17 protein-coding genes are annotated in these 22,706 nt (G+C 61.5%); 4 read left to right on the plus strand and 13 right to left on the minus strand.

Features of this window, described 5'->3' with window-relative positions; translation table 11 throughout:
• Positions 1 to 2 precede the first annotated feature (2 nt).
• The gene (locus tag QN084_RS03290) at positions 3 to 512 is read right to left on the minus strand and encodes a hypothetical protein (protein WP_031216359.1); all 510 of its coding nucleotides are present in this window, start codon (positions 510 to 512) and stop codon (positions 3 to 5) included.
• Between the two features lie 237 nt (positions 513 to 749).
• Here QN084_RS03290 and QN084_RS03295 point away from each other — a divergent pair, with 237 nt between their 5' ends.
• Positions 750 to 998, plus strand: coding sequence for a WhiB family transcriptional regulator (locus tag QN084_RS03295; RefSeq protein WP_003804966.1), 249 nt, complete (start codon positions 750 to 752; stop codon positions 996 to 998).
• A 116-nt stretch (positions 999 to 1,114) separates the two neighbouring features.
• On the opposite strand, the gene QN084_RS03300 is transcribed toward QN084_RS03295, so the two are convergent.
• The 4 genes from QN084_RS03300 to QN084_RS03315 are packed head-to-tail and all read right to left on the minus strand — an operon-like array spanning position 1,115 to position 9,468.
• The gene (locus QN084_RS03300) at positions 1,115 to 2,584 is read right to left on the minus strand and encodes a sensor histidine kinase (RefSeq protein WP_021471878.1); all 1,470 of its coding nucleotides are present in this window, start codon (positions 2,582 to 2,584) and stop codon (positions 1,115 to 1,117) included.
• 30 nt (positions 2,585 to 2,614) lie between these two features.
• Positions 2,615 to 7,471 (minus strand): NAD-glutamate dehydrogenase, encoded by a 4,857-nt coding sequence (locus tag QN084_RS03305; RefSeq protein ID WP_285751069.1) that lies wholly within the window; start codon positions 7,469 to 7,471, stop codon positions 2,615 to 2,617.
• Between the two features lie 57 nt (positions 7,472 to 7,528).
• Positions 7,529 to 8,827: a CpaE/TadZ family protein gene (locus QN084_RS03310; RefSeq protein ID WP_021471876.1), complete on the minus strand. Its 1,299-nt coding sequence runs from the start codon at positions 8,825 to 8,827 to the stop codon at positions 7,529 to 7,531.
• A complete protein-coding gene (locus QN084_RS03315) occupies positions 8,824 to 9,468 on the minus strand; it encodes a CpaB family protein (protein ID WP_031216358.1) in 645 nt (214 codons plus the stop codon). The genes QN084_RS03310 and QN084_RS03315 overlap by 4 nt, the downstream gene beginning before the upstream one ends.
• 151 nt (positions 9,469 to 9,619) lie before the next feature.
• Between QN084_RS03315 and QN084_RS03320 the strand changes: the two genes are divergently transcribed.
• Positions 9,620 to 9,835 carry a helix-turn-helix domain-containing protein gene (locus tag QN084_RS03320; RefSeq protein ID WP_021471874.1) on the plus strand — a complete coding sequence of 72 codons (216 nt, stop codon included), beginning with the start codon at positions 9,620 to 9,622 and terminating at the stop codon, positions 9,833 to 9,835.
• 23 nt (positions 9,836 to 9,858) lie between these two features.
• On the opposite strand, the gene QN084_RS03325 is transcribed toward QN084_RS03320, so the two are convergent.
• Entirely contained in the window at positions 9,859 to 10,425 is a 567-nt protein-coding gene (locus QN084_RS03325) for a hypothetical protein (protein ID WP_031216357.1), read from the minus strand.
• Between the two features lie 636 nt (positions 10,426 to 11,061).
• Between QN084_RS03325 and QN084_RS03330 the strand changes: the two genes are divergently transcribed.
• Complete coding sequence (locus tag QN084_RS03330) at positions 11,062 to 11,277, plus strand: LysM peptidoglycan-binding domain-containing protein (protein ID WP_236593328.1); 216 nt, start codon at positions 11,062 to 11,064, stop codon at positions 11,275 to 11,277.
• Between the two features lie 140 nt (positions 11,278 to 11,417).
• A complete protein-coding gene (locus QN084_RS03335) occupies positions 11,418 to 11,840 on the plus strand; it encodes an Rv3235 family protein (RefSeq protein WP_021471871.1) in 423 nt (140 codons plus the stop codon).
• 81 nt (positions 11,841 to 11,921) lie between these two features.
• On the opposite strand, the gene secA is transcribed toward QN084_RS03335, so the two are convergent.
• The 7 genes from secA to mtrA form a co-directional block, all read right to left on the minus strand.
• The gene (gene secA, locus QN084_RS03340) at positions 11,922 to 14,663 is read right to left on the minus strand and encodes a preprotein translocase subunit SecA (protein WP_021471870.1); all 2,742 of its coding nucleotides are present in this window, start codon (positions 14,661 to 14,663) and stop codon (positions 11,922 to 11,924) included.
• 42 nt (positions 14,664 to 14,705) lie between these two features.
• Positions 14,706 to 15,995, minus strand: a complete 1,290-nt coding sequence (locus tag QN084_RS03345) for a winged helix-turn-helix domain-containing protein (RefSeq protein WP_021471869.1) — start codon at positions 15,993 to 15,995, stop codon at positions 14,706 to 14,708.
• 31 nt (positions 15,996 to 16,026) lie between these two features.
• Positions 16,027 to 16,755: a ribosome hibernation-promoting factor, HPF/YfiA family gene (gene hpf, locus QN084_RS03350; RefSeq protein WP_021471868.1), complete on the minus strand. Its 729-nt coding sequence runs from the start codon at positions 16,753 to 16,755 to the stop codon at positions 16,027 to 16,029.
• 177 nt (positions 16,756 to 16,932) lie between these two features.
• Positions 16,933 to 17,607, minus strand: coding sequence for a ComF family protein (locus QN084_RS03355; RefSeq protein ID WP_021471867.1), 675 nt, complete (start codon positions 17,605 to 17,607; stop codon positions 16,933 to 16,935).
• A gap of 437 nt (positions 17,608 to 18,044) precedes the next feature.
• On the minus strand, positions 18,045 to 19,724 hold the full coding sequence (locus QN084_RS03360) for an LpqB family beta-propeller domain-containing protein (protein WP_069695242.1): 1,680 nt from the start codon (positions 19,722 to 19,724) through the stop codon (positions 18,045 to 18,047).
• 35 nt (positions 19,725 to 19,759) lie between these two features.
• Positions 19,760 to 21,679: an MtrAB system histidine kinase MtrB gene (mtrB, locus tag QN084_RS03365; protein WP_021471865.1), complete on the minus strand. Its 1,920-nt coding sequence runs from the start codon at positions 21,677 to 21,679 to the stop codon at positions 19,760 to 19,762.
• 148 nt (positions 21,680 to 21,827) lie between these two features.
• On the minus strand, positions 21,828 to 22,502 hold the full coding sequence (gene mtrA / locus QN084_RS03370; protein ID WP_021471864.1) for an MtrAB system response regulator MtrA: 675 nt from the start codon (positions 22,500 to 22,502) through the stop codon (positions 21,828 to 21,830).
• Between the last annotated feature and the right edge of the window lie 204 nt (positions 22,503 to 22,706).

Raw genomic sequence — 22,706 nt, forward strand, 5'->3', positions numbered from 1 at the left:
GGCTAGAGGGCGCCTTCGGTGCCACCTGTCCGGGACGCGAACGAAATAACGTTTGGCTGAAACAGGAAGAGGATGGCAGCAAGGGCAGGCAGAATCATGGCAAGTCCCGGCAGGATCAAGCCGCTCGTCGCCGTGGGAAACCCAATGGTCAGGACGAACAACTGCGCCACCAAGGCAGCGGCCCTCGTCCAACGGTAGCCGCGGAACAAGAAATGACCCACCGCAAAGAGCCATGCTGAGAAGGCCAGCAGCAGACCCAAAGTGAACACTGCTCCCCAGAAGGTGAGCACAGGCGCTCCCGTCAGCAACTCGAACGCGTACCACGCAGCTGCAGTCAGCAACGCAAGAGCTTCCAGCAGTACAACAACGGAAATCACCTTGATTCCCGGAGGACGCTTGGTTTTCGGGAGGGAACCATCAGCGGGACGGCCTACGGGAGCCGCAGCTGACCGGTCCTCGTTTCCGTTGCTGTCAGGGGACGGCTGGGCGGGGTTAGCGGGAGGTCTTGACACACTGGCACACTACCCGAGATAGTCGTTTAGCAGTGAGGGCACTGGCGGCTGGTGTGATGCATCGCTCACGGATTCCGGGCATTTCAACGACGAATACCCCTTGTTTACAAGGCGTTAACATGAAACGCTTGACTCAGACGACCAAGGGGGCCCATGCGGGCCCCTTTCCTTTGAAGCCTCTCGTGAATGTTTTCACAAGGGGCCCCCTAGTTCTCACGAATGGAGTGACTGATCAGCATGGATTGGCGTAATCGCGCAGCCTGCCTCGACAAGGACCCGGAGCTCTTCTTCCCAGTCGGCAACACGGGACCTGCACTTCTCCAAATTGAGGAAGCAAAGAGCGTTTGCCGCAGGTGCCCCGTGGTGGACACGTGTCTGCAGTGGGCCTTGGAGTCCGGCCAGGACGCCGGCGTCTGGGGAGGCATGAGCGAAGACGAGCGCCGCGCGCTCAAGCGACGCGCCGCCCGCGCCCGCCGCGCCTCATAAGCACAGGAAATACGTAAGGCTCAGGCCGCGGACCGAATGGTCCGCGGCCTGAGCCTTTTTGATCCGCTCTTGCCCACCACGGTGGGGAATCAGTGCTTTTCGGGAAACGGTGTCAGTTATCCCCTGGCCAGATTCAACACGATCTCGACGGCGGTACCGCCGCCGTCCCGCGGGCTCCACTGGATAGAGCCGCCAAGCTCGCTCGTGACGAGTGTCCGAACAATCTGCAAACCCAGCCCTTCCGTGTATTGCCCTTCGGGAAGTCCAACACCGTCGTCGGCGACGGTCACCGTCAAGAACTCATCGTTGCCTTCGCCGGGAGTGCGGTCGGCCAAGAGCCACACGGTACCGGTTCGGCCCTCCAGCCCGTGCTCCACGGCGTTGGTGACCAATTCGTTGATCACCAACGCCAGCGGCGTCGCAAAATCGCTCGGAAGCTCCCCGAACATGCCTGAACGCTCCGTGCGGACATGTTGCGATGGCGAAGCGACCTCGGCTGAAAGCCGGAACTGCCTGCCAATCAGTTCGTCGAAGTCGACACTCTGGGTCAGTCCCTGCGACAAGGTCTCGTGGACAAGCGCAATCGTGGCTACGCGCCTCATGGCTTGCTCAAGTCCCTGCTTCGCCTCATCACTGACCATCCGCCGGGACTGCATCCGCAGGAGGGCAGCAACAGTCTGGAGGTTGTTCTTGACGCGGTGATGGATCTCCCGAATGGTGGCATCCTTGGTGACGAGTTCCATCTCTCGCCGCCTCAATTCCGAGACGTCCCGGCACAGGACCAGGGCACCAAAGCGATGCTGCTCATCCCGCAAAGGGATAGCCCGGAGGGACAGGCTGACGCCCCGGGATTCGATCTCACTCCGCCAAGGCATCCGGCCGGTTACTACCAGCGGGAGCGTCTCGTCCACCATCCGGCGGTCCTTGAGCAGCCCTGCCGTGACCTCGGCCAGCGACCTTCCCTCCAGGGACTCCACTTCTCCGAGACGACGGAAGGCGGAGACTCCGTTCGGGCTTGCGTACTGGACCACTCCGTCCGCGTCGAGTCGGATGAGTCCGTCGCCCACGCGCGGCGCGCCACGCCGTGACCCGGTGGGCGATGCGAAATCCGGCCAAAGACCCAGGGTTCCCATCCTCAGGAGGTCGTAGGCGCACTGACGATACGTCAGCTCAAGCCTGGAAGGCATCCTGGAACTGGACAGGTCCATGTGCGACGTAACCACAGCAAGTGTCCTGCCGTTCCGGACCATGGGAACCGCTTCTACCCGCAATGCCATCTCGCTGCTCCAGCTGGTCTCGCTGGAGCGTTCGATCGAGCGGCTGTTCCAGGCCTTCTCAACGAGGGGCCTCAGATCCGAGCGGATGCCCTCACCCACGAAGTCCGCATGGAACACCGTATGCGATGTCGAAGGACGGACGTGGGCGAGGGCAATGTAGCCCAGCTCCGGATGCGGAAACCACAGTGCGAGGTCCGCGAATGCCAAGTCGGCGACCATTTGCCAGTCACCGACCAGGAGGTGCAGCCATTCGGCATCTCCAGGCCCGAAATCAGCGTGTTCCCTGATGGGGTCCGTAAAGATTGCCACTGCACCTCCATTTTCGACGCCGGCTGACAGCTAGCGTCGGACGATTGACCTCAAGAGCCTTAATGCTACCGACAGTGAGGCCATGTCATCGGCCTCGAGTGCGTTCACTTCGTCGAACATGGTCTTCGCCCGCCCGAGTTGTTCAGCATTCTGCCCTTCCCAGGCCTTCAGCCGGTCCTCCGCAGAGGCGCCCTTTTCCGTCGACTCAAGCACCGACGTCGTCATGTCCGCAACTGTGGAATAGAGATCATCCCGCAACGCAGCCCGCGCCAGGGCCTGCCAGCGGTCATCCCGGGGCAAGGCGCTGATGCGCTCCAGCAGGGCGTCCACATGGAACCGGTTGAACACCGTGTAGTAGACATTGGCCACGTCCTCGACGTCGGCGCTGCGCGAGGTGGCTATACGGGAGATATCCAGGAGGGCGTAGCTCTCGAACAGTTCCGCCCAACGGTGTGCCAGGTGGTCCGGGAGGTCCCAGGACAGGGCCTTCTCCAACCACTCGGCCACGCGGGCCTTGTCGTCTCCACGAAGGTAGTCCAGGAGCCGGGCACGCAGCGGCACCATCATCGGCTTGAAGGAATCCACGACGTCGGCGATCGGTTGGGATGCGATACCTTGCCCCAGCACCCAGCGAACGGCCCGGTCAAGGAGCCTGCGGATGTCCAAGTGGATCTCGCTCCAATGCTCCGTGGGGAAGGATGCCGGCAACGCGTTCAGCTCGTCCACCATCGAATCGAGCTCATAGATTTCCCGAAGGGCAACGAACGCTTTGGCGACGGCGGCCTCGTTAGCGGACGTCTCCTCAATGGCACGGAAGGCAAACGTGATGCCCCCGAGGTTGATGATGTCGTTTGCCACCACAGTCGCGATGATTTCCCGACGCAAAGGATGGGTATCCAGTTCCGCATCGAAACGCTCGCGCAGTTGCTTGGGGAAGTACTGGCGGATGGTGTCCTTGAACCAAGGATCTTCTGAAAGGTCGCTCTCACGCAGCGCGGATGCCAGCTCGATCTTTGCGTAAGCAGCAAGGACCGAAAGCTCGGGAGAAGTCAGTCCCTGTCCCTGGTCGAGACGCTGCCTCAGCGTGTCCGTTGAGGGAAGCGCCTCAAGATCCCGCTTGAGGTCGGCCGACTTCTCCAGCCAGTCCATAAGCCGTTCGTAACTGGGGCTCCACTCCGCCACCCGCGTGCGGTCGTTCAGCAACAGGATGTTTTGGTCGATGTTGTCCTGCAGGACGAGCCGCCCTACTTCTTCGGTCATGTCCGCAAGGAACCGGGAGCGTTCGGACTCCTCCAACTTCCCGGCGGACACCATCCGGTCGACGAAGATCTTGATGTTTACTTCGTGGTCGGAGCAGTCAACGCCGGCGGAATTGTCGATTGCGTCCGTATTGAGAATGACGCCTTGCAAGGCGGCCTCGATGCGGCCACGCTGCGTCAGGCCAAGGTTTCCGCCTTCACCGACGACCTTGACCCGCAGGTCCCGTCCGTCGACGCGGATGGCATCGTTTGCCTTGTCCCCTACGGACGCGTTGGTCTCCGTGCTCGCCTTGATGTAGGTGCCGATGCCGCCGTTGTACAGCAGATCCGCCGGTGCCAACAGGATGGCTCGGAGCAGCTCGGGCGGGCTCAGCTGGGTTGTTCCGTCGGGCAGTCCGAGTGACTGGCGGACCTGCTCGGAGACAGGAATCGTTTTCGCCTGCCTCGGGAAGACACCGCCGCCTTCGCTGATGAGCGCGCGGTCGTAATCGTCCCACGATGACCTGGGCAATTCGAACAGGCGCTGCCGCTCGGCGAAGGAAGCCGCCGCATCCGGCGTCGGGTCAAGGAAGATGTGCCGGTGGTCGAAGGCAGCCACCAAGCGGATGTGCCGGGAAAGGAGCATGCCGTTGCCGAAAACATCGCCCGACATATCCCCGACACCCACCACCGTGAACTCTTCGGTCTGCGTGTCCAGGTCCAGTTCGCTGAAGTGCCGCTTGACGGACTCCCAGGCGCCGCGGGCGGTGATGCCCATGGCTTTGTGGTCATATCCAACCGAACCTCCGGAAGCGAAGGCGTCACCCAGCCAGAAACCATACTCTGCCGCCAGCCCGTTGGCGGTATCGGAAAACGTCGCGGTTCCCTTGTCCGCAGCGACCACCAGGTAGGAGTCGTCGCCGTCGTGCCGGACAACGTCCGACGGCGGAACGAGCTTTTCGCCTTCAGGCGAGGTGACGAGGTTATCGGTGATGTCCAACAGCCCACGGATGAAGGTCTTGTAGCTTTCGATACCTTCTGCCATCCACGCGGCGCGGTCCACGGTGGGATTCGGAAGCTTCTTGGCGAAGAATCCTCCCTTTGCACCCGTGGGCACGATGACGGCGTTCTTTACGGTCTGGGCTTTGACGAGACCGAGGATCTCCGTTCGGAAATCTTCCCGGCGGTCGGACCAGCGGAGGCCGCCACGCGCCACCTTGCCAAAGCGGAGGTGGACACCTTCGACCCGTGGCGAGTAAACCCAGATTTCGTACATCGGCCGCGGGAAGGGCAATCCCTCGATGCTCGTCGGATCAAGTTTGAAGCTGAGGTAGCCCTTGTTCTGGAAGTAATTGGTGCGAAGCGTCGACTCGATCAGGTTGACGAAGGTCCGCAGGACACGGTCAGCATCCAGCGTCGCAACGTCTTCGATTGCTTCGGCGAGGGCGGTGCGGGCGGCAGCCTGGCGTTCCTCGCGTTCGTCGTCTGAAACCTCGGGATCGAACCGTGCAGCAAAGAGTACAGTCAGTCCGCGGGCGACTTCAGGGTTGGACAACAAGGTGTCGGCAATGAACCCGAACGAGTTCGTGTTGCCCATTTGGCGCATGTATTTGGCATACGCGCGAAGCACCGTGACCTGGCGCCAGTGCATCCCTTCCCGGAGCACCAAGCGGTCAAAGTCGTCGGACTCGACTGCACCCGTCACCGCGGCGCCGAAGGAATCAGCAAAGAGGTTGCCCGTGGCGAGAGGATCAATACCTGTGGGGTACTTCAGGCCAAGGTCATAGAGGAAGAAGTCGCGGTGGTCGGCGGTTTCGATTTCGAAGGGCCGTTCATCGAGCACTTCCAAGCCCAGGTTGTGGAAGTAAGGAAGGATCTGACTGAGGCTCTTAGGCTCCATGAGGTACAGCTTGACGCGGGCGTCTTCTTCAAGGGACTCTCCCGCCCCCTCCGGAAGGTAGACATGGACACCCGGACGCAGGTTCGCGTTGGTTTCCCCGTTGCGTTCCGCCTGGGCGCCATACTTCTCGAAGCGTTCGATGTCCTCGAGGGCGTCCTCCACCTCGTAGTCCACGCGGTAGCCGGCAGGGAAAGCTTCGGCCCACAACCCTGACAGTACGTCCGCTTCTTCTGCGGGCCGGTTCTCGCGGAGGACTTCGGCTATGCCTTCGCTCCATGAACGGGAGGCGCGCATCAACCGGTGTTCCAGCTCCGCAACGTTCACTTCTGCCAATTCGGCTGTTCGGGGTAGCCGGATCCGGAAGAACACACGGGCTAGGGCCGACTCGGTGATCCTTGCCTCGTAGTCAATGCTTTCGGCCTGGAAGGTTTCCCGCAGCTCCTGCTCGATCCTGAGGCGGACGCTGGTGGTGTAGCGGTCGCGCGGCAGGTACACCACGGCAGACATGAATCTGCCGTAGATGTCGGGGCGCAGGAAGAGCTTGGTCCTGCGGCGCTCCTGCAGCCGCTGGATTCCCGTCGCTGTGGCGGCGAGGTCGGGAACCTCGATCTGGAAGAGTTCGTCGCGCGGGTAGGTCTCCAGGATGCCCAAAAGGTCCTTGCCCGAATGGGAGTCAATGGGGAACCCCGCGTTGCGAAGCACGGCATCCACCTTGTCCCGGACGATGGGGATGTTCCGAACGGATCCTGTATACGCACTCGTGGCAAAAAGGCCAATGAAGCGGCGCTCGCCGTTGACGTTGCCGGCGGCATCGAAGCTCTTCACGCCAATGTAGTCAAGGCATGCCGGACGGTGAACGGTCGATCGGGAGTTGGCTTTGGTGATGACCAGCGCCCGCTTCTCCCGCGCACGCTTACGGCCGGCGTCGGTAAGGTGTTGGATTTGCCGGGTATTGTCGCCTGCACGCAGCAAGCCCAGGCCGCTGTCCTCGCGAAGCTCCAGGACATCCTCGCCGTCCTCATTGATGAGGTCGTACTCCCGGTATCCGAGGAACGTGAAGTTGCCCTTGTCCAACCATCGCAGGAGGTCCTGGGCCTGGCGGAGTTCGGCAATTTGCTCCGGGTGCGAAACGGTGCCCAAAGCCTCGGCAAGTTCCAGGGCTTTGCTCCGCATCTTCGGCCAGTCCTCGACGGCGGCGCGGACGTCCCCCAAGACGCGCTGCAGGCCCTCGACCAGCTCTTTCCGCGCGTCGTCATTCACGCGGTCAATTTCGACGGCGATCCAGGATTCCATGTGCGAGGCGTTGTCGCCGTTCCCCAGCAAGTGCGCCACGCTGGGCAATGCTGCGGTGTCGCCGCTGGAGATTCCGACGTTGGAGGGGACGCGCGAAACGCTGGCCAGATCCCCGGTTTCACGGTTGCGGGTAGCCACGAACAGTGGGTGCATGACCAGGCGGATGGCGCAGTTCTGCCGCACCAGTTCAGCGTTGACCGAGTCGACGAGGAAAGGCATATCGTCCGTGACAATGTAGACGACGCTTCGATCCGCCTCCCCAACGACTTCTACTACTGCATTTCCTGGCAGGCGGGAGGACGCCAGCTCCTTGTGCTTGTTGGCCCGGGCAATCAGGACCTCAGGAGAGTAGCCTCGGGAATCCTCCTCTGCGAGGTGCTCGTAGTAGTCACCGAAGAAACCTTCGCGGACAACTGCTGCATCGGACCGATCCTCCACACTGGACCCTGACGACATCTACAAACGCCTCCATCACCTGTTGATTGCTGCGACTCTGCAGCCCACAAAATGAGCCTAGCGCTTAAGGAACCCAAGGGCTCTGGTATTTCGTCCAGCGGATTCTCGATTTTGCTGGATATCTGCACAGGACAGCTCCGCAATGGCTTTACGGAGTGCGGAGTCGGGGGCGGACTCCAGGAGCACCGTTCCCGACAGGAGCGCCGCATCGCAGGCAGCAGGGTCTGAGGGCAGGTAAGCGGAAATGGCCATGCCCGGCCCGAACCGTTCCCAGGCTTGCAGCAGTTGTTGCCTTGGTCCCCGCCCTACCGAAGATTGCCTGACCTTATTGAGGACCACCCGAATGTTGGCCTGTTCAGCAGTGTCCTTCAGCTCCCCAAGTCCTCGGACGAGCCTCGGGATGCCCACGGCATCCGCCGCTCCGACTGCAATGACCTCGTCTGCGAGCTCCATGATTTTCAATGCGGCTCCGTTCCTGCGCGGGGTCATGGAGTCGAAGCTCAATTCCTCGTCAGCCTCCAGGCAAAACCCGACATCCACCACCACAACGTCCGCAAGCTGCTTGGCCCGCTCCACTACGGCTGACAGGGCAGAAGGCCGGAGTTCGGTCCATCGATCAGCGCGGGTAACGCCCCCAAGGAGACGGAAGCTGTTACCCCGCACATGCACCTCCTCCGCTATGCGGGTGAGTCCAGCGACGTCAAGGACACCCTGATCTGCCAAGCGGCACGCCTGGGCAAGCCCAGCAGATTCATCAAGCAGACCCAGCATGGCTGATGCACTGGCACCATAGCTGTCCGCATCCGCAAGAATGACTGAGCTTCCCCGGGCAGCCAGTTCGGCAGCGACATTGACCGCAACAGTGGTCCTCCCTGGCGCTCCCACCGGTCCCCACACTGCGATGACCCGCCCTGCGCCCTCCCGGACCACCTCAGCTGCAGGCAGCTGCACCTCCGCATCCGGGAAGAGCCCGGCGAAAGCCGTTCCCGCAGCAGCACGGGGGCTCTCCCTCTGCCGGTCAACCGCACGGGAAATGCGGTCGGCAAGGTCGGCGGCGGCTATGTCCGCCCGCTCCGGCAGCACGCCGATCGCTTCCAGTCGGAGCATTTCCTCAGCGTCATCTGTCAGCACGACAACGGAGACACCCACGGCGTCCAATCTCTCCACGAGGCTGGACGAGAGGTCCGAGGTGTCGGCCGAAATGACGGCGGCCATGGCCAAGCCACTTTCGCATGCTGCGAGCAGCTCCGTCAGTTCCGTGCAGCGCCGAACGACGGTGACCGGACCGTGCAATCGCTCAAGCCCACCCACCACGAACTGTTGGTCGGGGCCGAAGGTGACTACCGGAATGCTCATTGCCGAACGCCTGAAGGGTTCCAGACCGCGGATACCTTTGCGCCGTTAGCCTGCGCGCCCAGCAGCTCGGGCATCTGCTGATCTGTCACAAGGACCAGGAGAACTGTTGACTTGGACGCCCCCAAAGCACTGGAACCGGGCGCAACCGCGGTCACTTCCGCCCCGGGGAGCAACAGGACCGGCCTGTCGAAGCCGCGTGCAGAGTCCGGTTTCGAAACCCAGACGTCCACCCTGGCCCCGGGAACTACTTGGTCCGGCAGCGCTGTCTCCACAGGGATGGCCACGGGTTTGCGGTCCAAAGCATCGGCCCGCCCGAGGCTTTGACGAGGCACCAACTGGTGCTTTTCGATCCGCTGAAGCGCCACGTCGCCTTCTGCAAGGCCGGCTGAAACCGTTAGGTAGAACGCCTCCACATCTCCCAAACGCACATCAACCGCTTCGAAGTCATCGGCACTTATGGACTGGCCCACAGCGATTGGCTCCTTAGCCGCGTACAGCTTGTTGGTCTTGTCAGCGGAGCCGATAACGGCCACGACTCCTGACACGGACAGCAAGACCAACAGAATCCCGATGAGGAGCCTGGGGTCCTTCCATGAAGGGGCTTTCAATCGCGCCGTTCCGGTAGGTGACCCCTGCTCCATCATTCATGCTCCCCCGTCAGTTGTGACATGCGGCTGTTCTGCCACCTCATTGTCCGGGGATTCCAGCACCAAGCCCAACCGAAGAGCCATGAAAAGCATGAAACTGTGGATAACTGCACCAAAGCCTGCATTTCGATGGCAAAATGGTCCCATGCCCCGTTTCTTGACCTTGGCCGACGTTGCCGAACAACTCCAGATCAACTCGCCCCAGGCCTACGCGCTCGTTAGGAGCGGAGAACTCAAGGCCATACAAGTAGGCGGCCGCGGCCAGTGGCGGATCGAAGAAAAGATGTTGGAGCAGTACATCGAAGAGCGCTATGCCGAGGCGAGCCGGATGATCGAGAAATCCAGGTCCAAATCTGCCTGAAAGCGGCAGTGGTCCACCTTCCTCTAATACTCGCGTCGCGAAGCAGAGCGCACCCCGAGCAGAGACCTAAAGGCCACGGTAGCTACAGCAGTCACGGCGGTGGCACGGCGCGCCTCTCCTCCTGTGACAGCGATCTCCAGGAAGTCCTTGCCCACCCTGTCGATGACTCCGCTGAGCACACGCCCCGCAGCGCCTGCCGCCACATGGACCTCAACACTCTGCCTTTCGCGGGCGAGGCCCCGAAGGGCACTGGCCAAGGGAAATACCAAAGCGGGCCCATTCACAGGCTTCCGGGCCAGCCTGCCAAGATTCTCGAAATAGCTCACGGAATGCAACGGAATGAGCCACTGACGGGTGGCAGTGTTGAGCACCAACCAGTCCGCCCCGACCCGCCCCAATGAACCGGCTTCCTTGCTGCCATTGTTTAGCGTGATCGAGACTTCGCGCCCGAGGGCGCCGCGGAGCCTGTCGGCGAGTTCGAACTGCGCGACCTCCACGCGGGCACGTTCGGCAACCTCTGCTTCCCGCGCCAACGTGCGGTCAGCAAAAAATTGCGCCTCCATGTCACCGAAAAGAGAGTCCCATCTCATCTGCTCAGGCTAGGCTCTGAAGAAACAAGCAGCAACACCACGGCGCGTAACAATTGGACATAGTGCATCAAAGAAGTTCAAACTGAACTAATTGCATCAAATGACATCAAACTGCTGTGGGGAGCACGAGTCCGATGAGCCAGGAACTAAGACCACTTCGGAACGACGCCGCGTTGGCCATTGCCATCTTGTTCATCGGTTGCCTTTTGGTGGTTGTCGGCGGCCCTTGGCCACGTATAAAAGCGGTGCCGATTGACGCACTGACGTTTGACCAGCTCTTCGGCCTCGGCGCGAACCTCGCGGGTCTGGCGGTCGTGTCCTGGTGGTTACTATCCTTTGTTCTCGGCCTCATGGCGAATGTCTTGAAACGAACCGGACAAAGTACTGCCGCGCGAGTCGCCTCCAAAGCCACCCCTGCTTTCATGATTCGCATCGGAGCAGCCGTTCTGAGCGTGAATCTTCTTAGGAGGCACCGCGGCCTTCGCCGCTTCTGTTCCCGATCCGGGGTGGAGAAGCACGTCCACAGCACAGTCACCCGATGCCGCTTGGACGAAGACAGGCCTGAACGTGACACCCGGGTGGAAGCCGAAGGCTCCAATCATCGACCCGGGTTTACTCAGTCGGCCTTCTGCACGCGTGGCAACGCCACGAGCTTCGGACGATGAAGGCGTTGTTGTCATGCCGGGCGACACCCTATGGTCCATCGCGGCCAGCAGGTCAGGACCATTCGCCAGTGATCTCGATATCGCCCTCGAGTGGCCCAAGTGGTACGCGGCCAACAAAACAACGATCGGCGAGGACCCTGCGGTCCTCCATCCCGGACAGGTCCTGAAACCTCCGCCGCGAACCTGACCATTCGTCCCACTCCAGCAAACCTGCCCGCTCAGGGGCATTTAGATCCAATTTCACCCCTTTCAGGGTCATCCCAGATAGCACTGGAGCCAGGCAAACCCCATGCCCGGCTCCCTCAAGCAACTTTCTGAGGATGGACCATGAGCGTAAGCACTACCCCACGACTGGGCGCCAGGCCAAAACCGAAACGCAGGCTGCCGGTCCGCGGCTCCGGCGGCAACAGTATCGATGTCCGGTTGGTTGCCCGCAGCATAGCCCAGGCAGTCGTGGAGGTGCTTGCCGGAACGCGTCCTATACAACAGCTGGCAGTTTCCTTGTCTGATGACTGCTATTTTTCGCTTCAACACAGAGCTGCCTTGACCCGTGAACACGCCGCGAAATCGCGCGCATCACAACGCATCCACCTCAGCCCCATGGTGCGCTCGGTACGTGTGTGCAGCATTTCCGACACCATCTGTGAGGCCTCAGTCGTGGTGGCGGAAGAGCAACGCTGCCGGGCTTTGGCAATCCGGCTGGAACTGATGGACGATGTGTGGCAGGTGACCGCGCTCGAGATTGGATGATTCGCTCGCCATCAGGCAAGAAGAAGTCCGGGATCGCTCGCATTGAACGATCCCGGACTCTCACGATTCGAACGAACCGAACTAACGCCGCTTCTTCTTAGCGGGCTTCCGCGGTTCCTGGGTGGCTGCCTTCGCCGGGTTTCCCGAACGGCCTGAAGACCTTCCCTCAATGCGCGTCTGGGTTCCTCCGTCTTCGCCGGGCGCCGTGTACTGCAGCTGAGCCGGCTTCTCAGGCGCTTCGAGGCCTGCCGCCCGGATTTGAGGCTCGTGGTGCTCGGTATGCGTGCCACCAACAGAGTCGTCGGCCACCACAACGTCTTCCGCCGGGGTTACCTCTACCTCGAGGTTATAAAGGAACCCAATGCTCTCTTCGCGGATGGCCTCCATCATGCTCTGGAACATGACATAGCCCTCGCGCTGGTACTCCACCAACGGGTCCCTCTGCGCCATCGCCCTCAGGCCGATGCCTTCCTTGAGGTAATCCATCTCGTAAAGGTGCTCTTGCCACTTCCGTCCCAAGACCGAAAGGACGACGCGACGTTCAAGCTCACGCATGCTTTCAGAGCCGATAGCTTCTTCGCGTGCCTGGTAGACCAACTTCGCGTCGGAGAGGATCTCATTCCTCAGGAACTCGACCGTAACCTTGGACTTGCCTCCAGCCTCATCAATGATGTCCTGGGCGGTGACCGTTGCCGGGTAAAGGGTCTTAAGGTTCGACCAGAGCTGGTTGAAGTCCCAATCGTCGCCGGTACCTTCGGCAGTCGCGGCGTCAATCAGGGCGTTAATGGTGTCTTCCAGGAAGAACTGAACCTTTTCGTGGAGATCGTCCCCCTCAAGGATCCGACGGCGGTCACCGTAGATAGCCTCGCGCTGGCGGTTCAGGACATCATCGTATTTGAGGACGTTCTTGCGCTGTTCCGCGTTGCGGGCTTCCACTTGGCTTTGGGCCGAGGCGATGGCTCGGGACACGAGCTTCGATTCCAGGGCAACGTCGTCCGGGACCGAACTGTTCATGAGCCTTTCGGCTGCACCGGAGTTGAACAGCCTCATGAGGTCATCGGTCAGGGAGAGGTAGAAGCGGGACTCACCGGGATCACCTTGACGGCCGGACCGTCCGCGAAGCTGGTTGTCGATGCGGCGGGATTCGTGGCGCTCAGTGCCCAGGACGTAGAGACCGCCCAGATCCAACACTTCCTCATGCTCATCCTTGACGGCTTGCTTGGCCGCGGCGAGCGCCTCCGGCCAAGCGGCCTCGTACTCGTCCGAGTTTTCCTCGGGGTCGAGTCCGCGCTTGGCCAACTCGGCAATCGCAGTGAACTCGGCGTTTCCGCCCAGCATGATGTCCGTGCCGCGGCCTGCCATGTTGGTAGCAACAGTCACTGCGCCTTTACGACCCGCTTGTGCCACGATCGAGGCTTCCCGGGCGTGGTTCTTTGCATTGAGTACCTCGTGGCGGATGCCCTCTTTACCCAGCAACTTGGAGAGATATTCGCTCTTCTCCACGCTGGTTGTGCCCACAAGGACGGGCTGGCCCTTCTCATGCCGCTCGGCGATGTCCTTGACCACCGCGTCGAACTTCACGATTTCGTTCTTGTAGACGAGGTCAGGCTGGTCGATGCGCTGCATGTCCCGGTTGGTCGGGATGGCTACTACGCCCAGCTTGTAGGTGCTCATGAACTCTGCGGCTTCCGTCTCAGCCGTGCCGGTCATGCCGGACAGCTTGGAATACATGCGGAAGTAGTTCTGCAGGGTGACGGTGGCGAGAGTCTGGTTCTCTGCCTTGATCTCGACGTTTTCCTTGGCCTCGATCGCTTGGTGCATGCCCTCGTTGTAGCGGCGCCCGGCGAGGATACGTCCGGTATGTTCGTCAACGATCAGCACTTCGCCGTCCAGGATGACGTAGTCCTTATCCCGCTTGAAAAGCTCCTTGGCCTTGATGGCGTTGTTGAGGAAACCGATCAAAGGAGTGTTGGCTGATTCGTACAGGTTCTGGATGCCGAGGTAGTCCTCGACTTTTTCGATGCCGGATTCCAGCACGCCTACCGTGCGCTTCTTTTCGTCGACCTCGTAGTCAACGTCCGGCTGGAGGCGAAGAACAACCTTGGCGAACTCGCTGTACCAGCGGTTGGTGTCCCCCTGGGCGGGGCCGGAGATGATCAGCGGTGTACGTGCCTCGTCGATCAGGATGGAGTCGACTTCATCAACAATCGCGAAATGGTGTCCTCGTTGCACGAGCTCGCTGGCATCCCAGGCCATGTTGTCGCGCAGGTAATCGAATCCGAACTCGTTATTGGTGCCGTACGTGATGTCCGCAGCGTACTGTTCCCTGCGCAAGGCCGGATCCTGGTTGGACAGGATGCATCCGCTGGTGAGGCCCAGGAAGCGGTAGACGCGGCCCATCAGTTCGGATTGATACTCGGCAAGGTAATCGTTGACCGTCACAACATGGACGCCCTTGCCGGTCAAAGCATTCAGGTAGGCAGGCGCCGTTGCGACGAGTGTTTTACCTTCACCGGTCTTCATTTCGGCAATGTTGCCCAGGTGGAGTGCGGCGCCACCCATGAGCTGTACGTCGAAGTGGCGCATTCCCAGGGTCCTGGACGAAGCCTCCCGAACTGCAGCGAAGGCCTCGGGGAGAAGATCGTTGAGGGTTTCTCCGTCTTGGTGACGGGCGCGGAGCCGGTCGGTCTCTTCACGGAGTTCGGCATCTGAGAACGTCTTGAATGAGTCTTCAAGGGCATTGATGGAATCGGCATAGTTCCGCAGTTGCTTCAGGGTTTTTTTGTCACCCGTGCGGAGAAGTTTTTCGATTAGTGATGCCACGTGAAATTGCTCCCAGTCTCATGCTGCCGAATTCTGGCTGTTTCAGTCTACGGGAGAGACCAAGGCCACGTAGCCTGTTTCCCCTGTCAGCGGATTGACGCGCCCGCCGAGCGGATCTTGGGAGTGGCGACGGGCCGCTATGGCCTCGTTGAGCGTCCGGGCCAAGTCTCCGACAGGTGACACCACCACTTCCTGAAGCCCAAGCCAATCCCCCATGAGGCACAGCTCTGCTGCCAGTTCCTCAGCAGTATCCGAGGGCGCCGAGGGTTCGGCATGGGCAGAGCGAACCAACAGCCTGCCCCCTGGCCGGTCAGCCTTCAGGTCTACCCGCGCAACGATCCCTTCGCGAAGTAGGAATGGCAACACGTAGTAGCCGAAACGCCGCTTGGCCGCAGGCGTGTAGATCTCGATCCGGTAGTGGAAGCCGAAGAGTTCTTCAAGGCGGCGCCGTTCGAAAACCAGCGAATCGAAGGGACTGAGGAGCGCGCGCCCTTCTGCCCGGCGCGGTATTTTTGCGTCAACATGCCGGAAAACGTCGCGGTCCCAGCCCTTCACGGTGACGCGCTCGAGTCGGCCGGCCCTCTGGAGCCGTTCCACGGAGGCCTGTCCGGCTTTGGCCGGCGTACGAAAGTAGTCTGCGAAGCACCGGACCGTACCAATGCCATGAGCCTTCGCCGCTGCTTCGATCAAGCGGTCCATGGATGCGTCGGGATCCATCCACTCCGGTGTTCCTCCGGGGTACACACGGGACGTCAGGGCGTACCGGCGTTCAAACTGGGCGGTTCGGGCAGCGGCTGAAACGCGCCCTTCCTCGAAGAGATGTTCAAGAACGCGTTTGACGACGTTCCAGTTCCAACCCCAGTTCGCCCGGTCCTGGACTTCATCATGTCCCAACTTGGCTGTCAGTTCCGAGGCGGTCATCGGCCTGCTCGTCGCCAGTACTGCGAGGATGCGGTTTTCCATGTCAATTCGCACCTCCTCGTCCAACGAGTGGGCGCCCACCCAGTACCGCTTCTGCCAGGCAAGCAGATCGGGGAAATGTTCCGGCCTGATGAAACTGGCTTCATGGGCCCAGTACTCCATCATTCTTCGAGGCGCCCTCCCTGCCATCGTCTGCAGGATCGCGGTGTCATAGTTACCCAACCGGGAAAAGAAGGGCAGGTAGTGACTGCGGGCAAGGACATTGACCGAATCGATCTGCACCAACTGCAATTGGGCAAAAGTCCGGCCCACCGCCCTCGCTGTTACGGGGGTGGTGGGCCGGACCCTTGCTAATCCTTGGGCCTCCAAAGCCATCCGCCGCGCCTGTGACAGGCTCAGCGAAACGGTCATGGGAGTCCTTTCACTACAAGCAGCGCGCCGATTACCGTGCGCTTGCTGCTTGGTCGTCCGAGCGGTACGCGTGGATCTTCTCTTCGACGGCCTCCTGGCCGGGCTCACAGGTGGAATCGAGGGAGATCACACCATAGGTCCAGCCGCTTCGACGGTACACAACGGAGGGTGCGTTGGTTTCCTTATCAAGGAACAGGTAGAAGTTGTGACCCACGAGTTCCATGTTGTCGACGGCGTCGTCGAGCGTGAGCGAGGCTGCCGGGAAAACCTTCCGGCGGATAAGCACGGGGGAATCACCGGCGGGAATATCGTTTTCGATCTCGTACGGCGACCGCTCGTCGGGTTCGGCTGCAGCGGTTTCGCTGTTACCGGCCACCTCGTAAATGGGAGCCGTTGTACTGGCAGGCTCCAGGGATGCCGTTGCTTCGCGAACGGCCTTGGGCGTGTGGCGCCCGTGGTGCACCTTCTTCCTGTCCTTCGCCCGCCGCAGACGCTCAAGAAGCTTGTTGTAGGCGAGATCGAAGGCAGCAAATTTGTCAGCGGCTGTGGCTTCGGCACGAATAACAGGGCCTCGGCCCAAGACTGTCACTTCAACGGTAAGCTGGCCGGGCGTCTGCCGGGGATTGGTCTCCTTGGAAACCTTGGCGTCAACCCGCTGGACCTTGTCCCCCAGGGATTCAATCTTTGAGATCTTCTCGCCGGCATATTCGCGGAAGCGGTCGGAAACTGTCAGATTTCGTCCGCTGATCATGAACTCCATGGTGCCCTCCAATAACTCAGGTGACACGACAACGACGCTTCTTGGGGCCGGTCTGACAGACAGTCGAGCCCCTTTCCGAGCCGCTATCGACAGGTACATCTGTTCTTGGTACCCACAACCGACGTTAGTTCATCGGCACGAGTTATTCATCCTTTGGCAACTTATTTTTTGATTTGGTCACAAGGACTCCGGGGACTCGTCGCCGACCGGCCCGGAGGCGTAGGCTGGTGGCCTCGTGGCCGCCAACACGATGGCTCCGCACACGATGCCGCCGGCTGCGGACAGCGCTCTGGCTGATTCGGCGAGCGTCGCCCCGGTGGTCAGAACATCGTCAATGATCAAGAGCTTTTGCCCGTTGATCTTCTTCGTGGACCGGGACGGCACCTGCATGGAGCCGGCGACCCTCCTGGCCCGTTCTCCGCGCCCCAAGCCCTTCTGTCCTCCGGCTTTCCTGATACCGCCGCTTCTTCCGAGAACGCCGGCGAGGTACTGGTAGATACTCCGCGGCGAAGCTCCCCTACGGATAAGCAGCACAGGTTCGGGGCGTTTCCGCAGGACGTCCACTACCGGAAAGTCCGGGAGCAATCGGCGGCGCCGCGTACTGGCCAGGAGGAGTTGCACGGGGCTGAAACCACGCTTCCTGAAAGCTGCTCCGCTGCTGGGCACCGGAACAAGGCAGTAGCTTGCTTTTCCACCGGCGGCAGCTCCCACCGCCCGTGCCAGGCACGCGCCCAGGACATTCGCCAAGCGCCATTGGCCAAGCCGTTTGAACGACAACAACGCCTGGCTGAGTTCCTCACGGTACGGGCCCGCTGCCACGACTTCCAACGTCGCGGTCCCATCGATGTCCACTAATGCCGGCGCCTGTTGCTCCGCACGGAAGGGCGTGGCACACAACAGCCTGATTTTCTTTGCACACACGCCGCAAATGACGGCGTCCTCCACTCCACAGCAAACACACTCAACAGGAACGAGCAGCACGAGCAACTCGCCACAAGCGCGCTGAAAGGCCGCGGCGCACCTGGCCGGCACGGCACGGTATTCGCCGCGCCTGCGGGCAACTCCGGGATCCCGGGAGTCCAGGTCAGGGTCGCGGCGGGCAAGCAAAGACGTGGCCGGACTCCGGGGATTGCGGGGACTGCGGACCGCGGACGTCACAGCAGCCACCGCCCACGGATGGCGTATGTGTTTAGCATGTCCCAAGCCTGACGCGCGGGTGGCTTAGTCGGCAGCCACCCGCGCGGCTATGTGAATAACCTTGAGCGTGAATAACCTTGAAGCGGCGGACCTCATCCCGGGAAGGAAGGCTCCGTAGGTCCTTTGAGTTGTAGCTCCCAACCGTTTCCTACGCGTTGGAAGACCCCGGCCTCGGATTGGCCGAATATTTGCTCCGGGCCATTGCCGGCGCTCAGGCTCGTGAGACCGTCCCAGGGCGCAAGCTGCTGGGGATCCCCTGATGCCAAGGACAGCAGTTCCGGAACCACGGTTGCCGTGGCGGACCCCGCCATCACTGCCACCGAAGAACCGTTGACCCACACGCCCTGGTCCGGTTCGGAAGAGGTGACCAGGTTTACGGGCACCGTAAGGTCCTTCGGAGTCCCGTCGGGATTGCGCACTATGCCGGTCACCTGTACCGCTGTCTTTCCGTTGGCTTCGGAAATAACCAGCGCCCGGGTTCCTTCCCTGGAAACACGGAAGTCCTTGACCGTCCTGCCCGACAACCAGGCCGGGGTCATGGTCACTGACGGCACAGCCATGCCTGCTGCAATGCCCGTGGGTTTGAAGGCGACCACTTCCGTGGCACCGCTGGCACCGGGACCGGCAGTCCAAACCCAATCACCGGGACTGAAAGAAGGCCCGGTGAGGGTGCTCCTGGTGGTCAGTTGCCTGGCCGTTTCCTGTCCGGGCTCTATGACGTACAGGGTGGTCTTGTCTCCGTTGAGGAACGCGATGGTTTGGGACACGGGCGACTCGGCCGGTGCATGCGGCCCCAGGCCCGCCACCGACCGAATGTCAGGCAAGGGTGAGATCCTGTTGTTCTCGTAGCGGACCAATTCCCCGTTGTTGATGGCTATTTGGCGGGCGGGAACGCTTCGGTCAACCACAGGCGGGAGGACGGAACCGTCATCGTCCACCCGGACCAGGTCCTGGTCTGCACGCAGTTGGACGTTTATCACGTCCGGTTGGCTCCTGAATGTCAAAGCCAACTGGTTCTGCATGCGTTGGCGGTCCTCGGCCGAGGCGTCAAAAAGCTCCTTCGCCGAGAGGTCCACTTGCGCGGACCCGGACACGACGGGGACCGACTCACGGGCCAGCTTCATCCCGGACGGAAAAGCGCTGACGACGGCGCCACGCAAGTAGGGTGCGGGACCGGCGAGCAAGGCGCTGGTCATCGACTTGACGGTCTTCTTCTTGATGAACCAGCGGTAGTCCGGCACCGCATAAGTGAAGGTGGGGTCGTAGAAGTAGATGGGATAGGCACCGTAGATGACCTTGAAGGTTTCCTCGGGTATGGCCGTCCCGTCCGGCACCTTGGAAATCCGCCACTCCCCTTCCACTTGGTCCAGGGTGACGGGAATGGATTCCTTGGTTCCAGCCGGGTACTGGGTTGCTATGCCGTCGGCATCCACGGAATAGGCAACATCCAGCTGGTAGACGTATTCGTTTTCAATGGCCGTCTTAACAACCTGCGCCTCACGGAACACCAAGGCACGTTTGTCAGGCTTCCAGGTGACGGACTGCGCCTGGGTGAGGTACTGGCGTGCTACAGGGTAGTCGTCCTCGTAGCCGCTGCCCGCCATGTAGAAGTCCTCGATCACGGCTTCCGGACTTGCTCCGGCGCGAGGTGCCGCCGGAAAGAAGACGGGGGCGTTGGCGTTTCCGGCGCCCTCATCCTTGCTCTTGCCAACCGGTCCGGACCGGGGAATCTGCGCACAGGAAGCCAGCAGGACCATCAGGATCGCCAGCATGGCCACGAAGGCGCGTTTGCGGGCTTGTTGGCGATTCACGACGTCGGTCCTTTCCCTTGCTCCGGCCGGTCTTCAGCGCCGGGAACGTCATGGTTCCCTGCCTCGACGTCGTCGGCGCGGGTGCCGTGTCCGGCGCCGTCAACCGCACCCGGGTTTTGATGTTCGGCAGGTACCACGCCGGCGTCCCCAAGGGGCGCACCCAACTCATCCGAAGCCGGCCCGGCCGTGGGGTCGTCCGCTGCTGCGCTGAGCAACAGCACTTGCCGTTCGAGCACTGCCCCCGGCTCTATGCCGCTCACGGCGAATTCCGCGGGTTCAAGTTGGAGGGGTGATTTGAGGATTGTCCCTCCCTGCCGCAGCGGCAAGGTCAACCTGAAGTTCGAACCAACGCCCTTGCGGCCCCACGCCTGCAACCAACCATTGTGCAGCTTGGTGTCCTCGGCGGCGATGGACAGGCCCAGGCCGCTTCCCCCGGTTGTCCTGGCGCGGGCGGGGTCGGCCCGCCAGAAGCGGTCGAACACACGGGCCGCCTCTGTGGGGGTCATCCCGATTCCGTGGTCACGGACTGCGATGGCCACAGCATCCTGGTTGGCTGCAACGGAAATGTGGACCGGCCGGCCTTCCCCGTGCTCGAGGGCGTTCAGTACCAGGTTCCGAAGGATACGGTCGATGCGCCTCGAGTCCATTTCCACGATGATGCTCTTCTCACGGGCGTGCAGGAGGACCTCGGAACCATACTCCTCAGCCACCGGAGCTGCGCCTTCAATAACTTGGCCCAGGACTTGGAATATATCCTGCGGCTCGGCGTCCAGGACGGCCGCCCCCGCGTCGAAGCGCGAGATCTCCAGCAGGTCCGAAAGCAGTGACTGGAATCGTTCCACCTGGTTGTAGAGGAGCTCGGCCGATCTCTTGTTCATGGGATCGAAGTCTTCGCGGGCGTCGTACAGGACTTCCGCGGCCATCCGCACCGTGGTCAGCGGGGTCCTCAATTCGTGCGAAACGTCTGAGACGAAGCGCTGCTGCATCTGGGAGAGAGTGGCAAGCTGGGTGATCTGCTCCTGCAGGCTCGCAGCCATGTGGTTGAAGGATGCTCCGAGGCGGGCCACCTCGTCTTCCCCCTTGACCACCATCCGCTCCTGCAGTTGGCCTGCCGCGAGCTTTTCGGAAACGACGGCGGCATGGCTGACAGGGCTGACGACGTTCCGGGTGACGTACCAGGCGACGGCGCCGATCATGAGCACCAGTGCCGCACCACCGGCCAGCAGGACGTTCTGGATCTCATCCAACGTCTTCTGCGCCGTGTTGAGGTCATAAATAAGGTAGAGCTCGTACATGGTCCCGTTGAACGTGACCTTGTTGCCCACGGCGATGCCGGGACGGTCCTCGTTGCCCACCGGGAACTCCATCGAAGCCCAGAATTGTTGCTTCCCTCCTTCCTGCACCGCTTTGCGGAGTTCAGGAGGGATGACGCGGACAGTCAATTGGTCCGAAGCGCGTGACTCGACCCATCGGTTGCGGGGCTTGGTCTGTTCCGGGACGGCTTCGAAGACGTAGCGGCGCTGGATGACCGAACCCCGGCCTTCCACCGCAGTGAGGGTGTCGTACACCAGCGTGATGACGCTGGACTGATCCGTGACCTGAGCGCCGTCGAAAGTGTCCTGGACCTGCTTGACGTTGTAACGGGACTCCGATTCCGCTTGGGCGAGGCGTTCCTGGAAGAGGTTGTTGGCGATCTGGTTCGAGAGGTATGCCCCGACGATGGCAAAGGACGTCACCGCCAGCAGCAACGTGGTGAGGACAGTCCTGAACTCAAGGGACCGCCGCCACCTCTTAAGCAGTGAGCGCCAGAGGAAGCGCAGTCCCGGCCGGATCTGCCGAATGCCGATGGAAACCAGCCGCGACACCCTGAGCACCAGTATGAGGCCACGGCGCGTCCAGATACGCGCGCGCGACATCAGCCACCGCACGTTCCGCTCTTGGCGGTGGCTGGAGGAAGAGGCCCCTTCCGACGTCTGACGTTCCGCAGGCGGGACGTCCGGCTGTGTACCGGTGCCGGCGGGAGGCTGTTCGGTTTCCTCTTGGCCGGCCTTACCGGGGGACGACTCAGGAACCTGCTTTATATCCGACACCACGAACCGTCAATACAACCTCAGGCGCTTCGGGATCGCGCTCGATCTTGGAACGCAAACGCTGGACATGAACATTCACCAACCGGGTGTCCGCGGCGTGCCTGTAACCCCAGACCTGTTCCAGGAGCAGCTCACGCGTGAACACCTGCCAAGGCTTGCGGGCCAAAGCCACCAGGAGATCGAATTCGAGGGGCGTGAGCGAAATCCTCTCACCACCGCGGGTGACCATGTGTCCGGCCACGTCAATGGTGACATCGGCGATCCGCAGCGTTTCAGGTGCCTTTTGCTCACCGGGACGGAGGCGGGCCCGCACCCGCGCCACGAGCTCGGCAGGTTTGAATGGCTTCGGCACGTAGTCATCCGCGCCGGATTCCAGGCCGCGAACCACATCCGAGGTGTCCGACTTGGCGGTGAGCATGACGATCGGAACATCCGATTCCCCACGGATCTGCCGGCACACCTCAATGCCGTCGGATCCCGGAAGCATCAGGTCCAGGAGCACGAGGTCCGGCTTTGACGAACGGAAGACATCGAGGGCCTGGCCGCCGTCTGCGCAGAACACCGGTTCGAAGCCGTCGTTGCGCAGCACAATGCCAATCATTTCCGCGAGTGCCTCGTCGTCGTCAACTACCAGAATGCGTGCCTTCATAGTTATATGTTCCCTTATCCACATGCCTTTGTCCTGCTGGGCGGGCGCACGGCATGGCGCCCCACAGGCCTCTTCCACCGTACTGCAAAGCCTTCAACAGGGCCGCCACGAAAGGCCGGAAGGTCATGCTAGGAGGTATGGCGCCGTGACTATAGGCTGGGGTCCGAAGGTCCGTTTGGGGGACGTCGATAAGCGGCGGGCCGG

The sequence above is a fragment of the Paenarthrobacter sp. R1 genome (genome assembly GCF_030264015.1).
In the GTDB taxonomy this organism is placed as follows: Bacteria; Actinomycetota; Actinomycetes; order Actinomycetales; family Micrococcaceae; genus Arthrobacter; species Arthrobacter ureafaciens.